Annotated in this window: 22 protein-coding genes and 1 tRNA gene; 8 read left to right on the top strand and 15 right to left on the bottom strand. The window is 64.0% G+C overall.

Annotation, left to right across the window (positions count from 1 at the left end; genetic code table 11):
- Window positions 1–20 precede the first annotated feature (20 nt).
- The 9 genes from PKKP23_RS22685 to PKKP23_RS22645 form a co-directional block, all read right to left on the bottom strand.
- Window positions 21–500 (bottom strand): NuoB/complex I 20 kDa subunit family protein, encoded by a 480-nt coding sequence (locus tag PKKP23_RS22685; protein ID WP_006052903.1) that lies wholly within the window; start codon window positions 498–500, stop codon window positions 21–23.
- Window positions 501–562: 62 nt separating this feature from the next.
- Complete coding sequence (locus PKKP23_RS22680; RefSeq protein WP_017774406.1) at window positions 563–922, bottom strand: NADH-quinone oxidoreductase subunit A; 360 nt, start codon at window positions 920–922, stop codon at window positions 563–565.
- 156 nt (window positions 923–1078) lie between these two features.
- Window positions 1079–1163 (bottom strand) — tRNA-Leu (locus tag PKKP23_RS22675).
- 113 nt (window positions 1164–1276) lie between these two features.
- Window positions 1277–1654, bottom strand: coding sequence for a preprotein translocase subunit SecG (gene secG / locus PKKP23_RS22670; protein WP_017774405.1), 378 nt, complete (start codon window positions 1652–1654; stop codon window positions 1277–1279).
- Window positions 1655–1746: 92 nt separating this feature from the next.
- Complete coding sequence (tpiA, locus tag PKKP23_RS22665) at window positions 1747–2532, bottom strand: triose-phosphate isomerase (protein WP_126878510.1); 786 nt, start codon at window positions 2530–2532, stop codon at window positions 1747–1749.
- A gap of 113 nt (window positions 2533–2645) precedes the next feature.
- Window positions 2646–3659: an NAD(P)H-quinone oxidoreductase gene (locus tag PKKP23_RS22660; RefSeq protein WP_126878509.1), complete on the bottom strand. Its 1014-nt coding sequence runs from the start codon at window positions 3657–3659 to the stop codon at window positions 2646–2648.
- Window positions 3660–3813: 154 nt separating this feature from the next.
- Window positions 3814–5964, bottom strand: coding sequence for a polyribonucleotide nucleotidyltransferase (gene pnp / locus PKKP23_RS22655; protein WP_126878508.1), 2151 nt, complete (start codon window positions 5962–5964; stop codon window positions 3814–3816).
- Between the two features lie 310 nt (window positions 5965–6274).
- Entirely contained in the window at window positions 6275–6544 is a 270-nt protein-coding gene (gene rpsO, locus PKKP23_RS22650; protein WP_017774401.1) for a 30S ribosomal protein S15, read from the bottom strand.
- 108 nt (window positions 6545–6652) lie between these two features.
- On the bottom strand, window positions 6653–7921 hold the full coding sequence (locus PKKP23_RS22645) for a branched-chain amino acid ABC transporter substrate-binding protein (RefSeq protein ID WP_126878543.1): 1269 nt from the start codon (window positions 7919–7921) through the stop codon (window positions 6653–6655).
- Between the two features lie 236 nt (window positions 7922–8157).
- On the opposite strand from PKKP23_RS22645, the gene PKKP23_RS22640 reads away from it, so the two are divergent.
- The 3 genes from PKKP23_RS22640 to PKKP23_RS22630 all read left to right on the top strand — a co-directional run bounded on the left by PKKP23_RS22640 (window position 8158) and on the right by PKKP23_RS22630 (window position 11181).
- Window positions 8158–8688 carry a hypothetical protein gene (locus tag PKKP23_RS22640; protein WP_126878507.1) on the top strand — a complete coding sequence of 177 codons (531 nt, stop codon included), beginning with the start codon at window positions 8158–8160 and terminating at the stop codon, window positions 8686–8688.
- Between the two features lie 191 nt (window positions 8689–8879).
- Complete coding sequence (locus tag PKKP23_RS22635) at window positions 8880–9515, top strand: carbonic anhydrase (RefSeq protein WP_126878506.1); 636 nt, start codon at window positions 8880–8882, stop codon at window positions 9513–9515.
- 73 nt (window positions 9516–9588) lie between these two features.
- Entirely contained in the window at window positions 9589–11181 is a 1593-nt protein-coding gene (locus PKKP23_RS22630; protein WP_126878505.1) for a SulP family inorganic anion transporter, read from the top strand.
- A gap of 100 nt (window positions 11182–11281) precedes the next feature.
- On the opposite strand, the gene PKKP23_RS22625 is transcribed toward PKKP23_RS22630, so the two are convergent.
- The 6 genes from PKKP23_RS22625 to PKKP23_RS22600 form a co-directional block, all read right to left on the bottom strand.
- A complete protein-coding gene (locus PKKP23_RS22625) occupies window positions 11282–12832 on the bottom strand; it encodes a 2-isopropylmalate synthase (RefSeq protein WP_017774396.1) in 1551 nt (516 codons plus the stop codon).
- A 329-nt stretch (window positions 12833–13161) separates the two neighbouring features.
- Window positions 13162–14034, bottom strand: coding sequence for a CDP-diacylglycerol--serine O-phosphatidyltransferase (pssA, locus tag PKKP23_RS22620; RefSeq protein ID WP_017774395.1), 873 nt, complete (start codon window positions 14032–14034; stop codon window positions 13162–13164).
- Window positions 14035–14056: 22 nt separating this feature from the next.
- Window positions 14057–14695: a phosphatidylserine decarboxylase gene (locus tag PKKP23_RS22615; RefSeq protein WP_017774394.1), complete on the bottom strand. Its 639-nt coding sequence runs from the start codon at window positions 14693–14695 to the stop codon at window positions 14057–14059.
- A gap of 184 nt (window positions 14696–14879) precedes the next feature.
- The gene (ilvC, locus tag PKKP23_RS22610) at window positions 14880–15896 is read right to left on the bottom strand and encodes a ketol-acid reductoisomerase (RefSeq protein ID WP_017774393.1); all 1017 of its coding nucleotides are present in this window, start codon (window positions 15894–15896) and stop codon (window positions 14880–14882) included.
- Window positions 15897–15965: 69 nt separating this feature from the next.
- Window positions 15966–16457, bottom strand: a complete 492-nt coding sequence (ilvN, locus tag PKKP23_RS22605) for an acetolactate synthase small subunit (RefSeq protein ID WP_017774392.1) — start codon at window positions 16455–16457, stop codon at window positions 15966–15968.
- 162 nt (window positions 16458–16619) lie between these two features.
- On the bottom strand, window positions 16620–18383 hold the full coding sequence (locus tag PKKP23_RS22600; RefSeq protein WP_026121352.1) for an acetolactate synthase 3 catalytic subunit: 1764 nt from the start codon (window positions 18381–18383) through the stop codon (window positions 16620–16622).
- 377 nt (window positions 18384–18760) lie between these two features.
- Here PKKP23_RS22600 and PKKP23_RS22595 point away from each other — a divergent pair, with 377 nt between their 5' ends.
- From PKKP23_RS22595 to PKKP23_RS22575, 5 genes are all read left to right on the top strand, one after another.
- Complete coding sequence (locus PKKP23_RS22595) at window positions 18761–19324, top strand: RNA polymerase sigma factor (protein ID WP_017774390.1); 564 nt, start codon at window positions 18761–18763, stop codon at window positions 19322–19324.
- Complete coding sequence (locus PKKP23_RS22590; protein ID WP_042301907.1) at window positions 19321–19749, top strand: DUF3619 family protein; 429 nt, start codon at window positions 19321–19323, stop codon at window positions 19747–19749. The genes PKKP23_RS22595 and PKKP23_RS22590 overlap by 4 nt, the downstream gene beginning before the upstream one ends.
- A gap of 16 nt (window positions 19750–19765) precedes the next feature.
- Entirely contained in the window at window positions 19766–20530 is a 765-nt protein-coding gene (locus PKKP23_RS22585; protein WP_126878504.1) for a DUF3106 domain-containing protein, read from the top strand.
- Between the two features lie 96 nt (window positions 20531–20626).
- Window positions 20627–21115: an RDD family protein gene (locus PKKP23_RS22580; protein WP_126878542.1), complete on the top strand. Its 489-nt coding sequence runs from the start codon at window positions 20627–20629 to the stop codon at window positions 21113–21115.
- 186 nt (window positions 21116–21301) lie between these two features.
- Entirely contained in the window at window positions 21302–22264 is a 963-nt protein-coding gene (locus PKKP23_RS22575) for a UDP-2,3-diacylglucosamine diphosphatase (protein ID WP_126878503.1), read from the top strand.
- Window positions 22265–22267 lie beyond the last annotated feature (3 nt).

The raw sequence follows: 22267 nt of genomic DNA, 5'->3' as shown, positions 1-22267 counted from the left end.
TTGTGGGGGAGGCTCAGGCCTTATTGACGGGCGATGGTGTTGGTGCGGCGGATCTTCGCCTGCAGCTGGATCACCCCGTAGACCAGGGCTTCGGCCGTAGGCGGACAGCCCGGCACGTACACATCGACAGGTACGATGCGATCGCAGCCACGCACCACCGAATACGAATAGTGATAGTAGCCGCCACCGTTGGCACACGAGCCCATCGAGATGACCCAGCGCGGCTCGGCCATCTGGTCGTACACCTTGCGCAGAGCCGGTGCCATCTTGTTGCACAGCGTACCGGCCACGATCATCACATCCGACTGACGCGGGCTCGGGCGAAACACCACGCCAAAGCGGTCGAGGTCGTAGCGGGCTGCGCCCGCATGCATCATTTCTACCGCGCAACATGCAAGACCGAACGTCATCGGCCACAGCGAGCCGGTGCGCGTCCAGTTGATCAGCTTGTCAGCCGTGGTGGTGACAAACCCTTCCTTCAAGACCCCTTCGATACTCATTTGCTTTCCACTCCAGGCGGGCGGCATGGCGCTGCCACCCATGCAAACCGGCAATTAACCCGTTACTCCCAGTCGAGGCCGCCTTTCTTCCAGATATAGGCGAAGCCCAGCAGGAATTCGAGCAGAAAAATCATCATCGCGATGAAGCCCGGCCAGCCGATGTCGCGCAGGGCAACGCCCCACGGGAACATGAATGCGGTCTCGAGATCGAAGATGATGAAGAGGATGGCCACGAGGTAGTACCGCACATCGAATTTCATGCGGGCGTCTTCGAAAGCTTCGAAGCCGCACTCGTACGGCGCGTTCTTGTCGGCGTCAGGCCGGTTGGGACCAAGAATCTTGCCAATGCTGACCAGCGCTATACCCAAACCGGTGCCCACAAGGAGGAACAACAAGACGGGGAAATAGGCTGCGAGGTTCAAGACTATCCTCAATCGGTTGGTTCTGGATTCCGCGAGCGCTGTGCGGCCCGCGGCATATTACTTCAGAAGCTTGACGGACGCCGCCAAACGAACAAATACGACGCCAGAAGTAAAAATGCCAGCCGAAGCGAAGCAGCGGCTGGCATTAGATAACATTGGTGCCGACGGCGAGACTCGAACTCGCACAGCTTTCGCCACTACCCCCTCAAGATAGCGTGTCTACCAATTTCACCACGTCGGCACTGTATGCAATCCGGGAAAACAACTTGTTGAAACCCGCGAATCGCTTCAAGACTTGAATTCTAACCTGTCTAAACAGATTGTTCAACGCATCAAAGCGGGTCTGTCGAAAATTTATTTCGGCACGTCCTGGCCCGGAGTCGATGCAGCCGAAGCCGCGGCAGGCAACGAAGCCGGCGCAACAACCGACGCAGCGGAGGCAACCGCAGGCGCATTTGTTGCGGCGCCCAACACACCCGCTGAAGGCTTCGAATGATACGAGCCGAGATAAGTAAGCGCCAGCGTCGATACGAAAAAGACTGTTGCAAGCACGGCGGTTGTACGCGAAAGGAAATTCGCGGAACCGCTTGCACCGAACAGACTGCCCGACGCGCCGCTGCCGAACGCGGCGCCCATGTCCGCGCCCTTGCCGTGTTGTAGCAGCACGAGGCCGATAACGCCAAGCGCCGACAGCAGCTGGACGACAATGATCAACGTCTTCAAATACAGCATTACACTCACCTGAGGTTCTGTTAAAGCGGTGACATCAAGCCGTCACGCGCATGGAAGCATGGGTGCCGCGATGCCGCGGCAACCGAAACGCCTTACGAAGCCTGAGCGGCGCTCGCCGCGGCAGCGGCCTCGCAGATCGCGATGAAATCGGCCTCCTTGAGCGAAGCGCCGCCGATCAAGCCACCATCGATATCGCTTTCGCGGAACAACTCTTCCGCGTTGTCGGGCTTCACGCTACCGCCATACAGCAGCGGCACGTCCGCCACGGCGGCGCCTTTCGCCGCCAGCTGCACGCGCAGGAACGCGTGCACCTGCTGAGCCTGCGCCGCCGTAGCGCTGCGCCCGGTACCAATCGCCCACACCGGCTCATAGGCCACGACGATTCGCGCCGCCTCGTCGGACGAGAGCTTTGCGAGCACTTCGCCAAGCTGCACGTCCACCACCTGCTCGGTGGTCCCGGCTTCGCGCTGCTCGAGCGTTTCGCCCACACACACGATTGGGGTCAAACCCGCCTCGAGGGCGCGCTGCGTTTTCACCGCCACGAGTTCCGCGCTTTCGTAGTGATATGCACGGCGCTCCGAATGCCCGACGATCGCGAACGACGCGCCAAATTCGCGCGCCATCTCGGCAGCCACTTCGCCGGTATAGGCGCCTTGCACGTTGGCCGACACGTCCTGCACGCCCCACGCGACGCGGCTGCCCTCGAGCAGGGACTGCACCTGCGCGAGATACGGAAACGGCACGCAAACACCAACGCGGACATCGGCGGGAAGCGCTGCGGCCCGCTTTGCGATCGCCTGCAGCAACGTGGCGTTCGCTTCGAGGCGACCGTGCATCTTCCAGTTACCGACTACCAGTTTCGCTCGTTGTTTCGACATCGTCTCGTCGTGTCCTCTCGTGTCGCGGGCAGCCCGCGGTCCGTTGCCGGGGCAGCGAAAGCAAAAACGCGCAATTTTACTGTGCGACCGCCAAGCCGGTCAAACCGCACATGTCAAGCCCCCTGCCAGTTCAGCACGATCTTGCCGATGTGCTCGCTGCTCTCCATGAGCGCATGCGCCTCGGCCGCCCGCGCGGCCTCGAACACGCGGTAGACGACCGGCTTGATGCGACCCTCGTCGATCAGCGGCCACACGCGCTCCTTCAGTTGCGCAGCCACTTGCGCCTTGAACTCCACGGGACGCGGGCGCAGCGTCGAGCCGGTGATGGTCAGCCGGCGCCGCAGGATTTCGTTGAGGTTAACTTCCGCCTTCGCGCCGCCGAGCATGGCGATCAGCACGATGCGTCCGCCATCCGCGAGTGCCGAAAGCTCGCGTGGAATGTAGCTCCCGCCCACCATGTCGAGAATCACGTCGACGCCACGATCGTTCGTGAGCGACTTGAGTACTTCGACGAAGTCTTCGGTCCGGTAGTTGATGGCGCGCTCGGCACCCAGTTGCTCGCATGCGCGGCACTTGTCTTCGGAACCCGCCGTCGCGAAGACGCGAAAGCCCAGCGCGTGCGCAATCTGGATGGCCGCCACGCCGATGCCACTCGAGCCGCCCTGAACGAGCAGCGTCTCGTTCGCACCGCCCTCGCCCGCGCCCAGTTGCGCGCGCATGAAGACGTTGCTCCACACCGTGAAGAACGTCTCGGGCAAAGACGCGGCCTCGACGTCCGACAGTGCGCCCGGCACCGGCAGACATTGCTGGAGCGGCACCGCGGCGTACTCGGCATAACCGCCGCCCGCGAGCAACGCGCATACGCGGTCACCCTCCTTCAGGCCGAACGGATTGCGTTTGGGATCGATCGTGCCGCCGGCGATCACACCCGCCACCTCCAGGCCCGGCAAGTCCGAAGCGCCGGGCGGCGGCGCATAAGCGCCCTTGCGCTGGAAGACGTCCGGACGGTTCACGCCCGAAGCCGCCACCTTGATCAAGACCTCACCGGCCTTGGGTTCCGGCATGGGCCGCTCGGCAAGCTTGAGCACGTCAGGCGCGCCGAACTCCGTAATTTCGATCGCTTTCATCCGCGTTCCCCTGAGTCTGGATTGCACTGCAAACGGCAGACAGCATGCCCTGGATTAACGTTGCATGCAGCGCGATCCGCGCTCGCGTTTCGCGTGCCATCAAGAAAAACGGCCGGCGCGCTTGCGCGCTGCCGGCCGTCGTCGTGCTACCGCGTTACTGCTGCGGAGCCGGCTCGCCCTGCGGCGCGCCGGAGGGCGAGTCGTTGAGCAACGCCTTGGCCGACAGGCGCACGCGGCCCTTCTCGTCCGTCTGGATGACCTTGACCTTCACGACCTGGCCTTCCTTCAGATAGTCGTTGATGTCCTTGATGCGCTCGTTGGCGATTTCCGAGATGTGCAGCAGGCCGTCCTTGCCCGGCAGCAGGTTCACGATCGCGCCGAAGTCCAGCAGCTTGAGAATCGTGCCCTCGTAGATCTGACCGACCTCGACTTCCGCCGTGATCGCTTCGATGCGGCGCTTCGCTTCGGCCATGCCTTCGCTGCTCGTGCTCGCAATCGTCACGACGCCGTCGTCGGAGATGTCGATGGTCGTGCCGGTTTCTTCGGTCAGCGCGCGGATCACCGAACCGCCCTTGCCGATCACGTCGCGGATCTTCTCCGGGTTGATCTTCACAGTGATCATGCGCGGCGCGAACGCCGACAGTTCCGTGTTCGCACCCGACACCGCGGCCGTCATCTTGCCGAGGATGTGCATGCGGCCTTCCTTCGCCTGCGCGAGCGCGACCTGCATGATTTCCTTCGTGATGCCCTGGATCTTGATGTCCATCTGCAGCGCGGTCACGCCGTCGGCCGTACCGGCCACCTTGAAGTCCATGTCGCCCAAGTGGTCCTCGTCGCCGAGAATGTCGCTCAGCACCGCGAACTTGTTGTCTTCGAGGATCAGCCCCATCGCGATGCCCGCGACGTGCGCCTTCATCGGCACGCCGGCGTCCATCAGTGCGAGACAGCCGCCGCACACCGAAGCCATCGAGGACGAACCATTCGATTCCGTGATTTCGGACACCACACGAATCGAGTAGCCGAACTCTTCGGCGCTCGGCAGGCACGCGACGAGCGCGCGCTTGGCAAGACGGCCGTGGCCGATTTCGCGGCGCTTCGGCGAGCCCACGCGGCCGGTTTCGCCGGTCGCGAACGGCGGCATGTTGTAGTGGAGCATGAAGCGGTCGCGGTACTCGCCTTCGAGCGCGTCGATGATCTGCTCGTCACCCTTCGTGCCGAGCGTCGCCACCACGAGCGCCTGCGTTTCGCCGCGCGTGAAGAGCGCCGAGCCGTGCGTACGCGGCAACACGCCGGTGCGGATTTCGATCGGACGCACGGTGCGCGTATCGCGGCCGTCGATGCGCGGTTCGCCGTTCAGGATCTGGCCGCGAACGATCTTCGCTTCCAGGTCGAACAGGATGTTGCCGACAGTCGCGGCATCCGGCGCTTCGCCAGCCGACGTCACGGCGTCTTCCGCCAGCTTCGCCGTCACGGCCGAGTAGATTTCCTTGACCTTCGCCGAGCGGGCCTGCTTTTCGCGAATCTGGTAGGCCGCCTGCAGGTCGGCCAGCGCGAGTTCCGTCACGCGAGCGATCAGCGGCTCATTCTTCGGTGCCGGCTGCCAGTTCCACTCCGGCTTGCCGCCTTCGCGCACGAGTTCGTGAATCGCGTCGATCGCGGTTTGCATCTGTTCGTGGCCGAACACGACTGCGCCCAGCATCACGTCTTCCGGCAGTTGGTCTGCTTCGGATTCCACCATCAGCACGGCGCGCTCCGTACCCGCCACGACGAGGTCGAGGCGCGATTCCTTGATCTGCGCGCGCGTCGGGTTCAGCACGTATTCGTTGTTGATGTACGCAACACGCGCGGCACCCACCGGGCCGTTGAACGGCAGGCCCGACACCGCGAGTGCAGCCGATGCGCCGATCAGGGCCGGGATGTCCGACGGAATGTCCGGATTCACCGACAACACGTGAATGACGACCTGCACTTCGTTGTAGAAGCCTTCAGGGAAAAGCGGGCGCAGCGGACGGTCGATCAGGCGCGAAATGAGCGTTTCGCCTTCCGAGGGGCGGCCTTCGCGGCGGAAGAAGCCGCCGGGAATCTTGCCGGCCGAATACGTTTTCTCGATGTAGTCGACGGTGAGCGGGAAGAAATCCTGGCCGGGCTTGGCCGACTTCGCGCCGACCACGGTCGCGAGCACGACCGTATCTTCGACGTCGACGAGGACGGCGCCGCTCGCCTGACGGGCGATTTCGCCCGTTTCGAGGCGAACGTTATGCTGGCCCCATTTGAATTCCTTCACGACTTTGTTGAACATGGACATAGAAGTCACTCCTTGACTCGTTCGTTGTTATACCGCGCACCCTCGGGCGCGGCTACGCGAGGACCGGCACCGCATGGCTAGAGGAGTGTTATGCCATTCCAGCGGATCACGTTCGCGCGAGGCGGGCGAACCGCGATCGCATGAACCGCTGGAATGACACAAAGCTCTACCCAGAAAGCCCGGTCATCGAGGCGTACTGCCTGGTGCTACCCAGTGGCCTGCCGGTGCGCAGCACATGAAGCGCACCGTTCAAAAACAAAATGCCTGCATCAGCTGACTGACACAGGCATCTTGTTGAAAAACCGTCCGGTTACTTGCGCAGACCAAGCTTTTCGATCAGCGCGCGGTAACGATCAGCGTCCTTGCCCTTCAGGTAGTCGAGCAGCTTGCGGCGGCGGCTCACCATGCGCAGCAGGCCGCGGCGGCTGTGGTGATCCTTCGCGTGGGACTTGAAGTGAACGGTGAGTTCGTTGATACGGGACGTGAGAAGCGCCACCTGAACTTCGGGCGAACCCGTGTCGTTGGTGCCACGCGCGAATTGCGCGACTACGTCGGACTTCTTGATATCTGCTACAGACATTTGATTTCCTTTGAATCGAACGGGCGGTCACGGAAGAAAGGCCGTGCCGTGGGGGTTACAGCAAGGGCGATATTGTAGCACAGCGACCGCGCCAAACCGAAACCCCAATCATGGACGCTTCATCTGGCACGTGGTGGGCGGCACAGTACGCTGTGCGGGCAGTGCCAGCACCGTGCGAAAACCGTAGCCCGAGCCCTCGTTGTCGTAGCGCACGCCCGGCACACCGGCTTTCTCCATGGCCATCACGTAAAGGGGCTGGATCAGCTGATGATCCTCAGCGCGCATCCATTCGGCGTGAAAGCCGTTGTCGAACTTCATGCCTTCCAGCGCGTGCGCCACGGCCGCCGGATCGGCGGAACGGGCTCGCCCCATCGCGTCGGCCAGCATCTCGACAAGCAGGCTCATGCGCAGCACGGGGTAGTCGTCGGCGGCGTTGGGATAACGCGCGCGAAACGCCGCGTACCAGGCATCCGACTGCGCACCGCCTGCATTCGGATGCCAGTCCGCAACCGCGAATACGCGTCCGACGCCGGCATCGCCCAAGGCCGCCGGTGCACCGAGACTGTTGCCATAGAACGTGTAGAACTTCGTGTCGAGGCCCTGCTCGCGTGCCGCTTTGACGAGCAGCGTGAGGTCGTTGCCCCAGTTGCCCGTCACGACGGCGTCCGCGCCGCTGGCGCGGATCTTGGCGATATAGGGCGAAAAATCCTTGATGCGGCCAATCGCGTGGAACTCGTCGCCCACCACCGCGATGTCGGGCCGCTTCGACGCCAGCGCGGTTCGGGCAAGCGCGCTCACGTCGTGGCCGAAGCTGTAGTCCTGATTCAGCAGGTACACCTTCTTCACGGAGGCGTCACGCGCGATCACGTCGGCGAGCGCGTCCATGCGCATGCCGGCGTGGGCATCGAAACGGAAGTGCCAGAAGCTGCAATTGGCGTTCGTGAGCGCGGGGTCGTCGGCGGAGTAGTTGAGAAACAGCTCGCGATTGTCGGGATTGCGGCTGTTCTGCTTCTCGATCGCATCGAGGAGCGCGGCCGCCACCGCCGAACTGTTGCCCTGCAGGATGAAGCCGATGTGCCGGTCGGCCGCCGCGCGCAGCTGGACGAGCGCGGCCTCGGCACTGCCCTTGCTGTCGAGCACGACGAGTTCGAGCGGATGAGTGCCGTCGGCCAATTGCACACCGCCGCGTGCGTTCACGCGCTCGACGCCGAACCGGAGATTGCGCTCCACGGCCGCGCCGGCATTTGCGAACGGACCCGACATGCCTTCGATCAGGGCAAGGCGGATCGGCTCGCCGGCATGGGTGGCTCCCGGCACCGGCGTTGCCGCCTCTGCGGTGACGCCCGGCCACGTTGCCAGCGATGCAACGAACGCCATGGCGGCAACCGCCACCTTCAGTGCCACCCTCGGCGCCACACTCGACCCTGTCCCACCGTACCTCATCGCGACTCCCGGAAAGCGTTGGAAGCGCGGATCATAGGCCGCAGGCAGGCGAGCGGCAAGTGCGGCGGCGGCACGTCCGGGCAGCCCGCGCCGCCGCCCCTCCAACGGGGCCCGTGTCAAAATGACGAGGTTCGACGCCACACGTTCTGCCCATGCTCCCGGAGGCTTTCATGCGTATTTCAACGACCACCGCGCGACCGCGCACCTTGCTTGCAGCGCTTGCAGTCTGCTTCGGCACGCTGACGCTCGCGGGTTGCGCGCAGCCCTGGCAGCAGGTGCAGCCGGGGGCGGACCAGTCGACGATCGTTGCACGACTCGGCGCGCCGCGCGAAGTCTACGATCTCCCGAATGGCGGACACCGCCTGATGTGGCCGACCCAGCCGATGGGCGAAACGACCACCGCGGCGGACATCGACGCCTCGGGCAAGATCGTGAGCGTGCGCCAGGTCCTGCAACCCAACGAGTTCTATCGCGCCGAGATCGGCAAGTGGACCCGCGCCGACGTGCTCGTGAATTTCGGCCGGCCGGTGGAAACGTCGTATTTCCCGCTGATGAAACGCGAGGTGTGGACCTACCGCTACCTGGAAGACAACGTCTGGTACATGCTTTACAGCTTCTACTTCGACGACAACGGCACACTGCGCCTCACGCAGAAGACGCCGGATCCGCTCCACGATCCCGACCGCCGCAATCTGTTCTGACACCTGCACGGCGCGCCCTTCACCGCGTCACCCGCGGTCTTTCACCACACCGCCAAATGCCGCCCACCGGGCGGCATTTTTTATTCGCCCGGCATGAAACCGATTTTTTTCGGATTTTGTCTGAATTTTTTCTGATAGAAAGCGTTTTGTAATGGTCAGCAGCGCTCCCGCTCAACGTGGAGTCACTTCCTATGAACCTTCCGAAACGCATGCTCGTTGCGAACGTCGCCTGGGCGCAGGAAATCGCCCGGCGCGACCCGCAATTCTTTGCCACGCTCGCTCAGGGCCAGAATCCTCAAGTGCTGTGGATCGGCTGCTCCGACAGCCGCGTGCCCGCCGAAAGCGTCACGCATTGCGCACCCGGCGACCTCTTCGTCCATCGCAACATTGCCAACCTGTTCGACGCCGCCGACGACAACTCCATGAGCGTGCTCGAATACGCCGTCGAGGTGTTGCGCGTGAAGCACATCATTGTCTGCGGACATTACGGATGCGGCGGCGTACGCGCCTCGCTCATGCCCCCGGCACCGCATCTGCCGCACGTGAACCGGCGCATCCGGCCGCTGTGCGAACTCGCGCAGACACATCGCACGGAGCTCGACGGTATTGCGCCGGAGCAGGCACGCATCGACCGGCTCGCCGAACTGAACGTGATCGCTCAGGTGCAGCGCCTGCGCGAGCATCCCATCGTCGCGCGAAGCGAGCCGCCACCGCTCGTGCACGGCTGGATTTTTTCGCTCGCAGACGGCCAGTTGCGCGAACTCGAATCGGGATACGAACACGTGTCTGCCACGGCCGACCTCGAGCTCGCGCTCAAACGGGCTTGAGTTCTCTCGAGACTTTCAGCGCGCACAGCCGCTCACCGCATCATGCACACCACCTTTCACCGCCCACTTCGCCATGACCCCGAAAGACCATCTATCTTCGCTACCGCGCGACCTTGCCGCCGGCACCGTCGTGTTCCTCGTTGCGCTGCCGCTCTGTCTCGGCATCGCCAAAGCCTCCGGCGCGGAGCCCTTCGCCGGACTCGTGTCGGGCATCGTCGGCGGACTCGTCGTTGCCGCGCTGAGCGGTTCGCGATTGAGCGTGAGCGGCCCGGCCGCGGGCCTCGTCGTGATCGTGATCGACGGTATCGCGCGCCTCGGCAGCTTTTCGGCGTTTCTCGTCGCCGTGCTGCTGTCGGGCGTGATCCAGTTCGTCTTCGGCATGCTCAAGGCCGGACGGCTTGCGGCCTATGTGCCCTCGCCCGTCATCAAAGGCATGCTCGCGGCCATCGGGCTGCTGCTCATCATCAAGCAGTTGCCGCTCGCGCTCGGGCTCGCCTCGGGTGCTGGAGGCGACGCGGCATCTGCCGTCGCGCAAGCTGGCTCTATCGCCACGCCGTTCGGCGCCGTCTCGCCCATGGCGTGCGCCGTCGCGGTGTTGTCGCTCGCGCTGCTTGCGGGCTGGGAAACGCGCGCGTTGCGCCGCTTCAAGCTGGTGCGGCTCGTGCCGGCGCCGCTTGCCGTCGTGGTGATCGGCATCGCGGCAACGCTCGCGGGCGAAGCGCTTGGCGCCTCGTTCTCCCTGCCCGTCGAGCATCGCGTCGCACTTCCCGAACTCGCGTCGCTTGCGGCACTCGGCAACGCGCTCAGCTTCATCGACTTCGGTCCGGGCCTCGCCCGGCTCGCCGACCCTGCCGTATGGATCGTCGCGATCACGCTGGCCGTTGTCGCGAGCCTCGAATCGCTGTTGAGCCTCGAAGCCGTGGAGCAGCTCGATCCGCAGCGCCGGCCTGCGCCGCCTGACCGCGAGCTGAAAGCGCAAGGCGTGGGCAACCTGGTCGCGGGCGCTATCGGCGGGCTGCCGATCACGTCGGTCATCGTGCGCAGTTCGGCCAATGTGCATGCCGGCGCGCAGAGCCGTCTGTCGGCGATCTTTCATGGGGTGCTGCTGCTCGTCAGCCTGTTTGCGCTCACGGACGTCATCAATCTGATTCCGCTCGCCTGCCTCGCGGCGATTCTGATCTTCACGGGCATCAAGCTCGCGAAGCCGTCGCTATTCGTCGCCATGGCGAAGCAAGGTGCGGCGCCGTTCGTGCCGTTCGTCGCGACGGTGGGCGGCGTGCTCGCCACCGATCTGCTGATGGGCATCCTGCTTGGCGTGGCATGCAGCGTCGCGCTCGCGTTGTGGGCGAATCTGCATCGGCCCATCGCGCTTGCGCAGCACGACGATCATTTTCTGCTGTCGTTTCGCAAAGACGTTTCGTTTCTCGGCAAGGTACCGCTCAAGCAGATGCTTTCGCGCATTCCGGATCGCGCCACGGTGATCGTGGACACGACGCGTGCCGACTTCATCGATCACGACGTACGGGAACTGCTCGACCGCTTCATTGAGGACGCGCCGGAACGCGCGATCGCGGTCGAGATGCGGCACGCCACGCCGGTGCTGCCCACCGCGACGCGCGGCTGGAGCTGGAACCGTGGGCTCGCACAGCAGACAGGCGGGCGCTGAAATAGAAAGCGGCCGCTGAAACTACAAGCGGCCGCGCGAGAAGCGTGAAGAGGAATACGACGAGGACGCCTGGCAGCGTCCTCGTCACAGGAGCGGTGAGTCAGATGCCGCCGCTTTGCGGATTGAGCTTGTCCGTATCGGCATGCAGCTTGTTGAGTGCCGAGATGTAGGCCTTCGCCGAAGCCGCGACGATATCCGGGTCCGTGCCCACACCATTCACGATGCGCCCGGCCTTCGAGAGTCGCACGGTCACTTCGCCCTGCGCCTGCGTGCCGGTCGTGATGGCATTCACCGAATACAGCATAAGCTCGGAGCCGCTGCCCACTTCGGTTTCGATCGCGTTGAGCGTGGCGTCGACGGGACCGTTGCCGTTTGCCTCGGCCGTGGTTTCCTTGCCGTTCACCGTGAACACGATGCGCGCGTGCGGACGCTCGCCCGTCTCCGAATGTTGCGCGAGGGAGATGAACTTGTAGTGCTCTTTTTCCTGCGCCTCGGCCGACTCTTCGCTGACGATCGCGATGATGTCTTCGTCGAAGATTTCAGCCTTGCGGTCGGCCAGTTCCTTGAAGCGTGCGAACGCATTGTTGAGATCGGTCTCGCTGTCGAGCGTGATGCCGAGTTCCTGGAGGCGCTGCTTGAACGCGTTGCGGCCCGACAGCTTGCCGAGCACGATCTTGTTCGCGCTCCAGCCCACATCTTCGGCGCGCATGATCTCGTAGGTGTCGCGCGCCTTCAGCACGCCGTCCTGGTGAATGCCCGACGCGTGCGCAAATGCGTTGGCGCCCACCACCGCCTTGTTCGGCTGCACCACGAAACCCGTGATCTGCGAGACGAGTTTCGAAGCCGGCACGATCTGCGTCGTATCGATACCGACGTCGAGCCCGAAGTAATCCTTGCGCGTCTTCACGGCCATCACGACTTCTTCGAGCGATGTATTGCCCGCGCGCTCGCCGAGCCCGTTGATCGTGCATTCCACCTGACGCGCGCCGCCGATCTTCACGCCGGCAAGCGAGTTCGCCACGGCCATGCCGAGGTCGTTGTGGCAGTGCACCGAGAAGATCGCCTTGTCCGAGTTCGGAATGCGCTCACGCAGCGTCTTCACGAGATTGCCGTACAGCTCGGGCACGCCGTAGCCGACGGTGTCCGCGATGTTGATGGTCGTGGCGCCTTCGGCGATCACGGCTTCGAGCACGCGGCACAGGAAGTCCATGTCCGAGCGGCTGCCGTCTTCGGGGGAGAACTCGACGTCGTCGGTGAACTTGCGCGCGAAGCGCACGGCGAGCCGAGCCTGTTCGTAGACCTGATCCGGCGTCATGCGCAGCTTCTTCTCCATGTGCAGCGGCGAAGTGGCGATGAACGTGTGAATGCGGAAGCGGTTCGCGGGCGCGAGCGCGTCGGCGGCACGCTGAATGTCCTTGTCGTTCGCGCGGGCGAGCGAGCAAACCGTGCTTTCCTTCACCATCGACGCGATCGTATGAATGGCATCGAAATCACCGTTCGAACTCGCGGCGAAGCCTGCTTCGATCACGTCTACGCGCATGCGTTCGAGCTGCCTCGCGATACGGACTTTTTCTTCTTTCGTCATCGACGCGCCGGGCGACTGCTCGCCGTCACGCAACGTCGTATCGAAAATAATCAGCTTGTCTGCCATCTTGGGTCTCCAGGGATTCGCTCAGGAACGGAAAGGGAGTACGGAATACGGTTGTTTGCGCCACCGCTGGCGACGCTGACAACGTACGGGCAGACGGAGGGCGAAAACGATCAGCGCGGCAGGCGCGCTAGCGCTAGCACGCGTAGCGGCGCGCCGGCTAGAAGGGAAAGGAGGGGGAACTTGAAGGTCACCATGCCGGCGACTATAGCGGGATTCAGCCAAACGTGCAATTGGCGCCGGCACCGGTCTGTGGGCGATCCGGGGGCCGAAACCGCGGCCCGGCATACGTCTGTTGCCGGACCGCGCGAGGCCGAAAATGCCCGCGCCGCTCAGCGTTCGCGAGGCAGCGAACGCGCCGGGTTGGTGCGGCCGCGCAGCGTCTGGTATGCCCAGAACACGTAGCCGGAAAGGCCGTACAGCACGAAGAGGCCGAACAGCATCAGCGGCGGGTCCGACGACACCAGCACGAACGCCACCACGACGAGCAGCGTGGCCGCGAACGGCACGCGGTGCCGCACGTCGAGCGCCTTGCCGCTGTAGAACGGCGCATTCGACACCATCGTGACGCCGGCGTAGACGGTAAGCGCGAACGCCACCCACGGCAGCCAGCCGAGTTTGAGCGGCACGCGGTTGTCGGTGGCAAGCCAGACGAAGCCGGCAATGAGCGCGGCCGCTGCCGGGCTCGGCATGCCCTGGAAGAAGCGCTTGTCGACCACACCGATGTTGGTGTTGAAGCGCGCGAGCCGCAGCGCAGCGCCGGAGCAGTAGACGAACGCTGCAAGCCAGCCCCAGCGCCCAAGGTCCTTGAGAATCCATTCGTACATCACGAGCGCCGGAGCCACACCGAACGAGACCATGTCCGAGAGGCTGTCGAACTGCTCGCCGAAAGCGCTCTGCGTATGCGTCATGCGGGCGACGCGTCCGTCCATGCCGTCCAGCACCATCGCGACGAAAATGGCGATGGCCGCCACTTCGAAGCGCACGTTCATCGCCTGCACCACGGCGAAGAAGCCGCAGAACAGCGCGGCCGTGGTGAATGCGTTGGGCAGCAGGTAGATGCCGCGCTTTCTCAGGAACTGCTGACGCGCGGCCCGCCGGCCCGCGTCCACAGCGACCGTTTCCTGGACGCTCTTGTTGCGGCGAAAGGAACGCGGCAGAGGTGCGCCGCCGCTGTTGCGAGGTCGGCGTTTGAATGCGGCCATCGAAGAACCTCCCTATGCCGCGTTAGAGCTCGGCCAGAATGGTCGACGACGCGAAAACCTTCTCGCCGATCGACACGCGCGGCCGGCTTCCCATGGGCAGGTACACATCGACGCGCGAGCCGAAGCGGATGAAGCCGTAACGCTGGCCGCGCGTGAGCGGTTCGCCTGCACGCACGTAGCAGAGAATGCGGCGCGCAATCAGGCCGGCGATCTGCACCGCGGTCACCGTATGCCCGCTCGCCGTATTGATCACGAGGGCGTTGCGCTCGTTTTCGAGCGATGCCTTGTCCACTGCCGCGTTCAGATACGCGCCGGGAAAATATTCGACCTTCGAAATGACGCCATCCACGGGCGAGCGCTGCGAGTGCACGTTGAACACGTTCATGAACACGCTGATCTTGAGCGCCTCGCGATTCGCATAGGGGTCGTGCGCCGTTTCGACGGCGACGATCCGGCCGTCGGCCGGGCACAGCACGGCGTTCGCCTGCTGCGGAATGGGACGCGGCGGATCGCGGAAAAACTGGACGACGAAAACGAGGATCAACCAGAACGGCCATGCGAGGGCGAGCCCCGCGATGGCGTGGATCAACAACGCAACGACGGCGGCGATGGCGATGAACGGCCAGCCTTCGCGCGCGATGATCGGATGAGGGTAATTCATTGATGGCTTCGGTATTTTTGTAAAACCGTAGGATAGCAAAAGCCGCCCAGGGTTCTGCACACCTGGGCGGCTTCCGGGTACTTCATGCGCTTCACATGCGTGCGCGCCATGCCGGGCAAACGGGCAGCAGACTGGACCTGCAACCGTCCCGCCAGGCCGCCCGCTGTCCCCACATGCGGCCGGCTTAGTTCTTCGACTGGTCGACCAGCTTGTTCTTCGCGATCCACGGCATCATCGCGCGCAGCTTGCTGCCCACCTGCTCGATCTGGTGCTCGGCCGTGATGCGGCGACGCGATTGCAGCGTCGGCGCGCCGGCGCGGTTTTCGAGAATGAAGCTCTTCGCGTACTCGCCCGTCTGGATGTCCTTCAGCACATCCTTCATCACCTTCTTGGTTTCTTCGGTGACGACGCGCGGACCCGTCACGTACTCGCCATATTCGGCGTTGTTCGAGATCGAGTAGTTCATGTTCGCGATGCCGCCTTCATAGATCAGGTCGACGATCAGCTTCAGTTCGTGCAGGCACTCGAAGTACGCCATTTCCGGCGCGTAGCCCGCTTCGACCAGCGTTTCGAAGCCGGCCTTGATGAGCTCCACCGTACCGCCGCACAGCACGGCCTGTTCGCCGAACAGGTCGGTTTCCGTTTCTTCGCGGAAGTTCGTTTCGATGATGCCGGCACGGCCGCCGCCGTTCGCCGCCGCGTACGAGAGCGCGATGTCGCGCGCCGCGCCGGACTTGTCCTGCGCCACGGCGATCAGGTGCGGCACGCCGCCGCCTTGCGTGTAGGTGCCGCGCACAGTGTGGCCCGGGGCCTTCGGCGCGATCATGATCACGTCGAGGTCGGCGCGCGGAATCACCTGGCCGTAGTGCACGTTGAAGCCGTGTGCGAACGCGAGCGCCGCGTTCTGCTTGATGTTGGCGTGCACTTCGTTCTTGTAGACCTCGGCGATCTGCTCGTCGGGCAGCAGCATCATCACGACGTCGGCGCCCTTCACCGCTTCGGCCACTTCCTTCACCGTGAGGCCGGCGTTTTCCGCCTTGCTCCACGACGCGCCGTTGCGGCGCAGGCCGACCGTGACGTGCACGCCGCTTTCCTTCAGGTTCAGCGCGTGCGCATGGCCTTGCGAGCCATAGCCGATGATCGTGACCTGCTTGCCTTTGATGAGGGAGAGGTCGGCGTCCTTGTCGTAGAAAACTTTCATGTCTGTTCCTTGACGATATTCAGGGTATTCAAAAAAAACCGGTGGGTTGTCTGGTGCGAGTCCGGCGCATCACACCTTCAGAATGCGCTCGCCGCGTCCGATGCCCGAGCCGCCCGTGCGGACTGTCTCGAGAATCGCGGTTGCGTCGAGCGCCTCGATGAACGCGTCGAGCTTGTCGCTCGCGCCCGTCAGCTCGATCGTATAGGTCTTCTCGGTGACGTCGATGATGCGGCCGCGGAAGATATCCGACATCCGCTTCATCTCCTCCCTTTCCTTGCCGACCGCCCTCACCTTGATCAGCATCAGCTCGCGTTCGATGTGGGCGCCCTCGGTCAGGTCGACCACTTTCACCACCTCGATCAGGCGGTTCAGATGCTTCGTGATCTGTTCGATCACGTCGTCCGAGCCAATGGAAACGATGGTCATGCGCGACAGCGAATGGTCTTCGGTCGGCGCCACCGTCAAGGTTTCGATGTTGTAGCCGCGTGCGGAAAAGAGACCGACCACACGCGAAAGCGCGCCCGGCTCGTTTTCCAGCAGAACGGAAATGATGTGTCGCATGGTGTTTCCCGCTTCGTTTTCCAGTTAGTCGAGTTGCGCGCCTCGCTCTTCATCGAGCGCACTGCATGGCGCGCAGCGCAGCGGTGCCGCCGCTGCCCGCGCGTTCGCCTTTCGTGAAGGCGTGTGCGGCAGGGCCGGCACGAGGCTCACCGCCCGCTGCCGCTACAGATCCTCCGCGCCAAGCAGCATCTCGGTGATGCCCTTGCCCGCCTGAACCATCGGCCAGACGTTTTCGGTGGGATCGGTCTGGAAATCGAGAAATACCGTGCGGTCCTTGAGACGCAGCGCTTCCTTCAGCGCCGGCTCCACTTCCGAACTTTTTTCAATGCGCATGCCGACATGGCCATACGCCTCGGCGAGCTTCACGAAGTCCGGCAGCGCGTCCATGTAGGAATGCGAATAGCGCTTGCTGTACTCGATCTGCTGCCACTGGCGCACCATGCCCAGATAGCGGTTGTTGAGCGAAATGATCTTGACCGGCGTGTCGTACTGCTTGCAGGTGGACAGCTCCTGGATGCACATCTGGATGGAGCCTTCGCCCGTAATGCAGACCACTTCCTCGTCCGGATGCGCCATCTTCACGCCCATCGCCGCGGGCAGCCCGAAGCCCATCGTGCCGAGCCCGCCCGAGTTGATCCAGCGGCGCGGCTTGTTGAAGCGGTAGAACTGCGCGGCCCACATCTGGTGCTGGCCCACGTCGGAACAGACGAATGCGTTGCCGTCGGTGAGTTCCCAGAGTTTTTCGACGACGTACTGCGGCTTGATGATCTCGCTTGCGCGGTCGTACTTGAGACAGTTCTTCTCACGCCAGCTTTCGATGTCCTTCCACCACGCGGCAAGCGCCTCGGTGTCCGGGCCATGCTCGGCGTGCTGGAGTTGCTCGATCAATTCCTTCAGCACTTCCTTCACGTCGCCGACGATCGGAATGTCCACCTTCACGCGCTTCGAAATGGAGGACGGGTCGATGTCGATGTGAATGATCTTGCGCGGACGCGACGCGAAATGCGCCGGGTCGCCGATCACGCGATCGTCGAACCGCGCGCCGATGGCGATCAGCACGTCGCAGTGCTGCATGGCCATGTTCGCTTCGTAAGTGCCGTGCATGCCGAGCATGCCGAGGAACTTGCGATCGTTGGCGCGGTAGCCGCCCAGCCCCATCAGCGTGTTCGTCACGGGGTAGCCGAGCAGATCCGCGAACTGATTGAGTTCGCGCGATGCGTCGGCGAGGATGATGCCGCCGCCCGTGTAGATGTACGGGCGTTTGGCCGAAAGCAGCAGCGCCACGGCTTTGCGGATCTGTCCCGAGTGGCCCTTGGTGACGGGGTTGTACGAGCGCAGCGAAACGGTCTTGACGGGCTCGTAGGCGCACGGCGTCTTCGAGACGTCTTTGGGAATGTCGATCAGCACCGGACCCGGCCGGCCCGTGCGCGCAATGTAGAACGCCTTCTTCACGGTGGCCGCAAGCTCGCGCACGTCCTTCACGAGGAAGTTGTGCTTGACGCAAGGCCGCGTGATGCCGACCGTGTCGCACTCCTGGAAAGCGTCCTGCCCGATGGCGGAAGTAGGCACCTGGCCGCTGATGATGACGAGCGGAATCGAATCCATGTAGGCCGTGGCGATACCGGTCACCGCGTTGGTGACGCCCGGACCCGAGGTCACGAGGCATACGCCGACCTTGCCCGTGGAGCGCGCATAGGCGTCCGCCGCATGGACCGCGGCCTGCTCATGGCGCACGAGGACGTGCTGAACCTTGTCCTGCTTGTAGAGTTCGTCGTAGATGTAGAGTACCGAGCCGCCGGGATAGCCCCACACGAATTCGACGTCTTCGTCGGCCAGTGCCTTCATGAGCACGGTGGCGCCGATAGAGTCGGTTTCAGGGAGAGTAGAGGTATCCGACGTGGAGAATTCCGCGCTGGGCATATTCATTATTCACCTTTCAAATTTTCGGCAAAAAATTGATCGGGTGCTCTCTGCCGGGCTTGTGGCTCGGGTTCAAGCGGCGCGTCCAGTTGACAGGCGAGCTTTGTGGGCCACGCCTCAATTGAGACAAGTCACTTATGTTGCGAACCAGCGACGATATCTGCTGGCGCGCGCGCGGTCAAGTAAATCCTTCCTGCACTCGCTCCAGACAAGCGTTTTTGCCCGGCCCGGCCCGTCCCGTCTGGGCGGCCGTCAGAGGCGCGCCGGCGGCACGGAAGCGGCCCGTCTGTCCCCTGGAAGGCGCGAAAATTTGCTAGCATCCGCGGGTTTTACGACATTTTTCGAACGATTACGCGCACGCTGGCTGCGCCGACCTTCAGCGGATGGCATCAGACAAGGAACTCGCCGATTTTCTGGCGGGCGTCGAAAGGCGCGCGTTCAAGCAGACGGTCTACGCCGTGCGGGACGACGACGCGGCACTCGACATCGTGCAGGACGCGATGATCAAGCTCGCCGAGAAATACGGCGACCGTCCCCCGGCCGAACTGCCACTTTTGTTTCAGCGTATTCTTCAGAATGCGACGCACGACTTTTTCCGTCGGCAAAAAGTACGCAATACGTGGGTGACACTCTTTTCCTCGCTCGGCAACGCCGAAGACGAGGAATTCGATCCGCTGGAGACATTCGAGGCCGAAGGCAGCCCGAGCGGCGCGGAGAGCGGCGAACAACAGCTCGAGCGCGAGCAGGTGCTCAAGCTGATCGAGGAGGAAATCCAGAAACTGCCGGCACGTCAACGGGAGGCGTTTCTGATGCGTTACTGGGAAGATATGGATGTCGCCGAGACTGCCGCCGCCATGGGCTGCTCCGAGGGTAGCGTAAAGACGCACTGCTCGCGGGCCACCCACACGCTGGCGCAGGCGCTCAAGGCCAAAGGAATCACGCTATGAGCTCCGCTCTCGAAACTAAAGAACTCGAGTTTGCGCGGCAGCTGCGCCGTGCGCTCGACGAAAACGCCGCCAGCATCCCGCCCGTTACTGTCGATCGCCTTGCCGCGGCCCGCCACGCCGCCCTCGCCCGCAAAAAAGCCGAACCGGCCGAAGTGCGCGTCGTCGCGCCTGTGCTCGTCCCGGCCGGCATGCCCGGGGCGATGCCCGCTCCGTTGGCGCCGCGCCAGCGTTCGCGGCTGCGCCGCTTCGCATTCGCATGGCCGCTCGTCGCGCTCGTCGTGGGTCTCGTCGCCATTGCGTACTGGGAGGACTACCAGCGCACGGCCGAACTCGCGGACATCGACGCCGCCATGCTGAGCGACGACCTGCCGCTCAACGCGTATCTCGACCACGGTTTCAACGCCTATCTTTCGCGCGCACGCTAACCGGGGGACCGATCGGGTGAGTTACAAGCGCGGCCTCGCCGTAGTCTTCGGGTGCGTGATCGCGGCGCTCGTGTCGTACGCCGCAACTTACCCACGGTTCCATCCGGGCGCCGCCGCGCCGGCCCTCAGCACGCCGGCCAAGGCCGGCGCGGGCGAGCCGTCGCTCACTGTCGACTTTCCGCCGCTCAATACCAGCACCAGCCCGCTCTCGTGGGCGCGCCTTAGCGACGCGCAGCACACGGCGCTCGCGCCGTTCGCCGGCGAATGGGATCGGTTCAGCGAGGAACGCAAGCGCAAGTGGCTCAAGATTGCGTCCCGCTACGCGAAGATGTCGCCGGAAGCGCAAGAAAGACTCCAGGAGCGCATGAGCGAGTGGGTCCGCATGACGCCCGAGCAGCGGCGCGTGGCACGCGAAAACTATCAGGTATCGAAGGAGCTGCCGCCGCAGGCGCGGCAGAACGCCTGGAAGGCGTATCAGGCGCTCTCCGAGGAGCAGAAGGAGCGGCTCGCCGCCACCGAACGCAAGCGTCGCCCGACCGTGGTGAGCGCCCCGCCGAGCGGCAAGAGCGAAATACGCGGCATCAACCGGCTGCTGAGCGCCCGCGAGCGCGCAGCGAGCGCCGTGCAGCCGGGCAGCGCCGTGCCGGCCGCCGCGACCTCGCAGGCGGCGAGTGCATCGCCCGCCACACCGGCCATGCCGCTTCCATCGAGCAGCAGCCTGCCGCCCACACCGGTGCCCGTCTCGCCCTCTGAAGCGCCGTCGGTTTTCAACGGCTCCTGAGCGGCCATCGCTCTCCGACGTGATCGACCCGCCATCGTGTCCGGCCTGAACACCTCCCGCTCCCCGACCGTCACTGAATCGCCTTCGCCGCAGGGCATCGCGGCCGGCGACGTCCCCCCCACCGTGCGCCGCCGCCTCGCCGCGCTCCTCTACGAGGCCATGATTCTCTTCGGCGTGGTTTTCTTCGCCGGTTATCTCTTCAGTACGCTCACGCAGCAGCGCAACGGGCTCACGCATCACAACCTGCTTGCCGCGTGGATCGGCCTTGTCGTGGGCATCTACTTCGTCTGGTTCTGGACGCACGGCGGACAGACGCTGCCGATGAAGACCTGGCGCCTGCGCGTCGTCGGCCCGAACAACACGCCCCTCTCCGTGCCGCGCGCCATCGCGCGCTATCTGCTTGCGCTGCTGTGGTTCCTGCCGCCGCTTGCGCTGCATCCTGCCGCGGGCCTCACGCTGCCGCACACCCTCCTCGTCGCCGCGCTCTGGTTCGTGCTGTGGACCGCAACGGGCCGCATCGGCGCGAGCCGCCAGTTCCTGCACGACCGGCTCGCCGGCACCCGCATCGTCGCGGTCGTACGCTAAGCGCCTCGCCGTCGTCGGGCGGATCGAGCCGCTCGATGCGTGATGACCACGAGGCGCACAACGCGCCACACACACGCGGCAAACCCAGCCGCACTTCCCGCCGCGTAATAAGAAATTCTCGTGACTGTCACGGCTCGGTCACGCGCGCGTGGCCGAATTCGCATACCGAAACACGCCGCGCGAGCCATGGCCCCGAAGACGTCCGTGAGTTCCTTTTTCCGTCAGACCGGCCAGGGTGGCGAACCCGTCGCCTTCACGCCAGGCGCGCCGGCAGGCTCCCTGCCCTTGCCGCCTCAGCCGCCGCATCCGCTCACGCACCAGAACGCACCGGATGCACCGCAGCACGATGACGACCACCCCGCGTCGCACCGCTACCGCACCATCTGGCTCTCGGACATCCATCTGGGCTCGAACGGCTGCCAGGCGCCCTATCTGCTCGACTTCCTGCGTCACAACGAGTCCGAATACCTCTATCTCGTGGGCGACATCATCGACGGCTGGCAGTTGAAAAAGGGCTGGTACTGGCCGCAGGCGCACAACGACGTGGTGCAGAAGATCCTGCGCAAGGCGCGCAAGGGCACGCACGTGGTCTACATCCCCGGCAATCACGACGAAGGCGCGCGGCAATTCTGCGACCTCGCGTTCGGCGACATCCACGTGCGCGGCGAGGCATTTCACACCACCATCGCAGGCCAGCGCCTGTGGATCGTGCACGGCGACCTCTTCGACGGCGTGATCCAGCACGCGAAGTGGCTCGCCTACCTGGGCGACACGCTGTACACGCTGATCCTCGTGCTCAACCGCTGGTTCAACCGCATCCGCAGCCGGCTCGGCTTCCAGTACTGGTCGCTCTCGCAGTATCTGAAGCACCAGGTGAAGAACGCGGTGAACTTCATCTCGTCGTTCGAACGTGTCATGACCGAGGAAGCGCGCCGCCGAGGCTGCGACGGCGTGGTGTGCGGACACATTCACAAGGCCGAGATCCGCGACATCGACGGCGTGCTCTATTGCAACGACGGCGACTGGGTGGAGAGCCTCTCGGCGCTCGTCGAGACCTTCGAGGGCGAACTCAAGGTCATCTACTGGACCGTGATGCGCAGCCCGCAAGGCGTACCGGCGAAGACCGGCAAGGCGAAGGCCGCGGCATGATCC

This window comes from Paraburkholderia kururiensis JCM 10599 = LMG 19447, assembly GCF_003986935.1.
Lineage (GTDB): Bacteria > Pseudomonadota > Gammaproteobacteria > Burkholderiales > Burkholderiaceae > Paraburkholderia > Paraburkholderia kururiensis.
This window is presented reverse-complemented; position numbering and strand designations above follow the sequence as displayed.

What these genes read in the sequence shown, in the direction of transcription:
- ilvC (WP_017774393.1), bottom strand. Translation starts at nt 15,896, where the DNA reads ATGAAAGTTTTCTACGACAAGGACGCCGACCTCTCCCTCATCAAAGGC.
- PKKP23_RS22625 (WP_017774396.1), bottom strand. Translation starts at nt 12,832, where the DNA reads ATGGCAGACAAGCTGATTATTTTCGATACGACGTTGCGTGACGGCGAG.
- PKKP23_RS22575 (WP_126878503.1), top strand. Translation starts at nt 21,302, where the DNA reads ATGGCCCCGAAGACGTCCGTGAGTTCCTTTTTCCGTCAGACCGGCCAG.
- pssA (WP_017774395.1), bottom strand. Translation starts at nt 14,034, where the DNA reads ATGGCCGCATTCAAACGCCGACCTCGCAACAGCGGCGGCGCACCTCTG.
- ilvN (WP_017774392.1), bottom strand. Translation starts at nt 16,457, where the DNA reads ATGCGACACATCATTTCCGTTCTGCTGGAAAACGAGCCGGGCGCGCTT.
- PKKP23_RS22645 (WP_126878543.1), bottom strand. Translation starts at nt 7,921, where the DNA reads ATGGCGTTCGTTGCATCGCTGGCAACGTGGCCGGGCGTCACCGCAGAG.
- PKKP23_RS22685 (WP_006052903.1), bottom strand. Translation starts at nt 500, where the DNA reads ATGAGTATCGAAGGGGTCTTGAAGGAAGGGTTTGTCACCACCACGGCT.
- secG (WP_017774405.1), bottom strand. Translation starts at nt 1,654, where the DNA reads ATGCTGTATTTGAAGACGTTGATCATTGTCGTCCAGCTGCTGTCGGCG.
- PKKP23_RS22595 (WP_017774390.1), top strand. Translation starts at nt 18,761, where the DNA reads ATGGCATCAGACAAGGAACTCGCCGATTTTCTGGCGGGCGTCGAAAGG.
- PKKP23_RS22660 (WP_126878509.1), bottom strand. Translation starts at nt 3,659, where the DNA reads ATGAAAGCGATCGAAATTACGGAGTTCGGCGCGCCTGACGTGCTCAAG.
- PKKP23_RS22630 (WP_126878505.1), top strand. Translation starts at nt 9,589, where the DNA reads ATGACCCCGAAAGACCATCTATCTTCGCTACCGCGCGACCTTGCCGCC.
- tpiA (WP_126878510.1), bottom strand. Translation starts at nt 2,532, where the DNA reads ATGTCGAAACAACGAGCGAAACTGGTAGTCGGTAACTGGAAGATGCAC.
- PKKP23_RS22615 (WP_017774394.1), bottom strand. Translation starts at nt 14,695, where the DNA reads ATGAATTACCCTCATCCGATCATCGCGCGCGAAGGCTGGCCGTTCATC.
- rpsO (WP_017774401.1), bottom strand. Translation starts at nt 6,544, where the DNA reads ATGTCTGTAGCAGATATCAAGAAGTCCGACGTAGTCGCGCAATTCGCG.
- PKKP23_RS22640 (WP_126878507.1), top strand. Translation starts at nt 8,158, where the DNA reads ATGCGTATTTCAACGACCACCGCGCGACCGCGCACCTTGCTTGCAGCG.
- PKKP23_RS22635 (WP_126878506.1), top strand. Translation starts at nt 8,880, where the DNA reads ATGAACCTTCCGAAACGCATGCTCGTTGCGAACGTCGCCTGGGCGCAG.
- pnp (WP_126878508.1), bottom strand. Translation starts at nt 5,964, where the DNA reads ATGTCCATGTTCAACAAAGTCGTGAAGGAATTCAAATGGGGCCAGCAT.
- PKKP23_RS22590 (WP_042301907.1), top strand. Translation starts at nt 19,321, where the DNA reads ATGAGCTCCGCTCTCGAAACTAAAGAACTCGAGTTTGCGCGGCAGCTG.
- PKKP23_RS22600 (WP_026121352.1), bottom strand. Translation starts at nt 18,383, where the DNA reads ATGAATATGCCCAGCGCGGAATTCTCCACGTCGGATACCTCTACTCTC.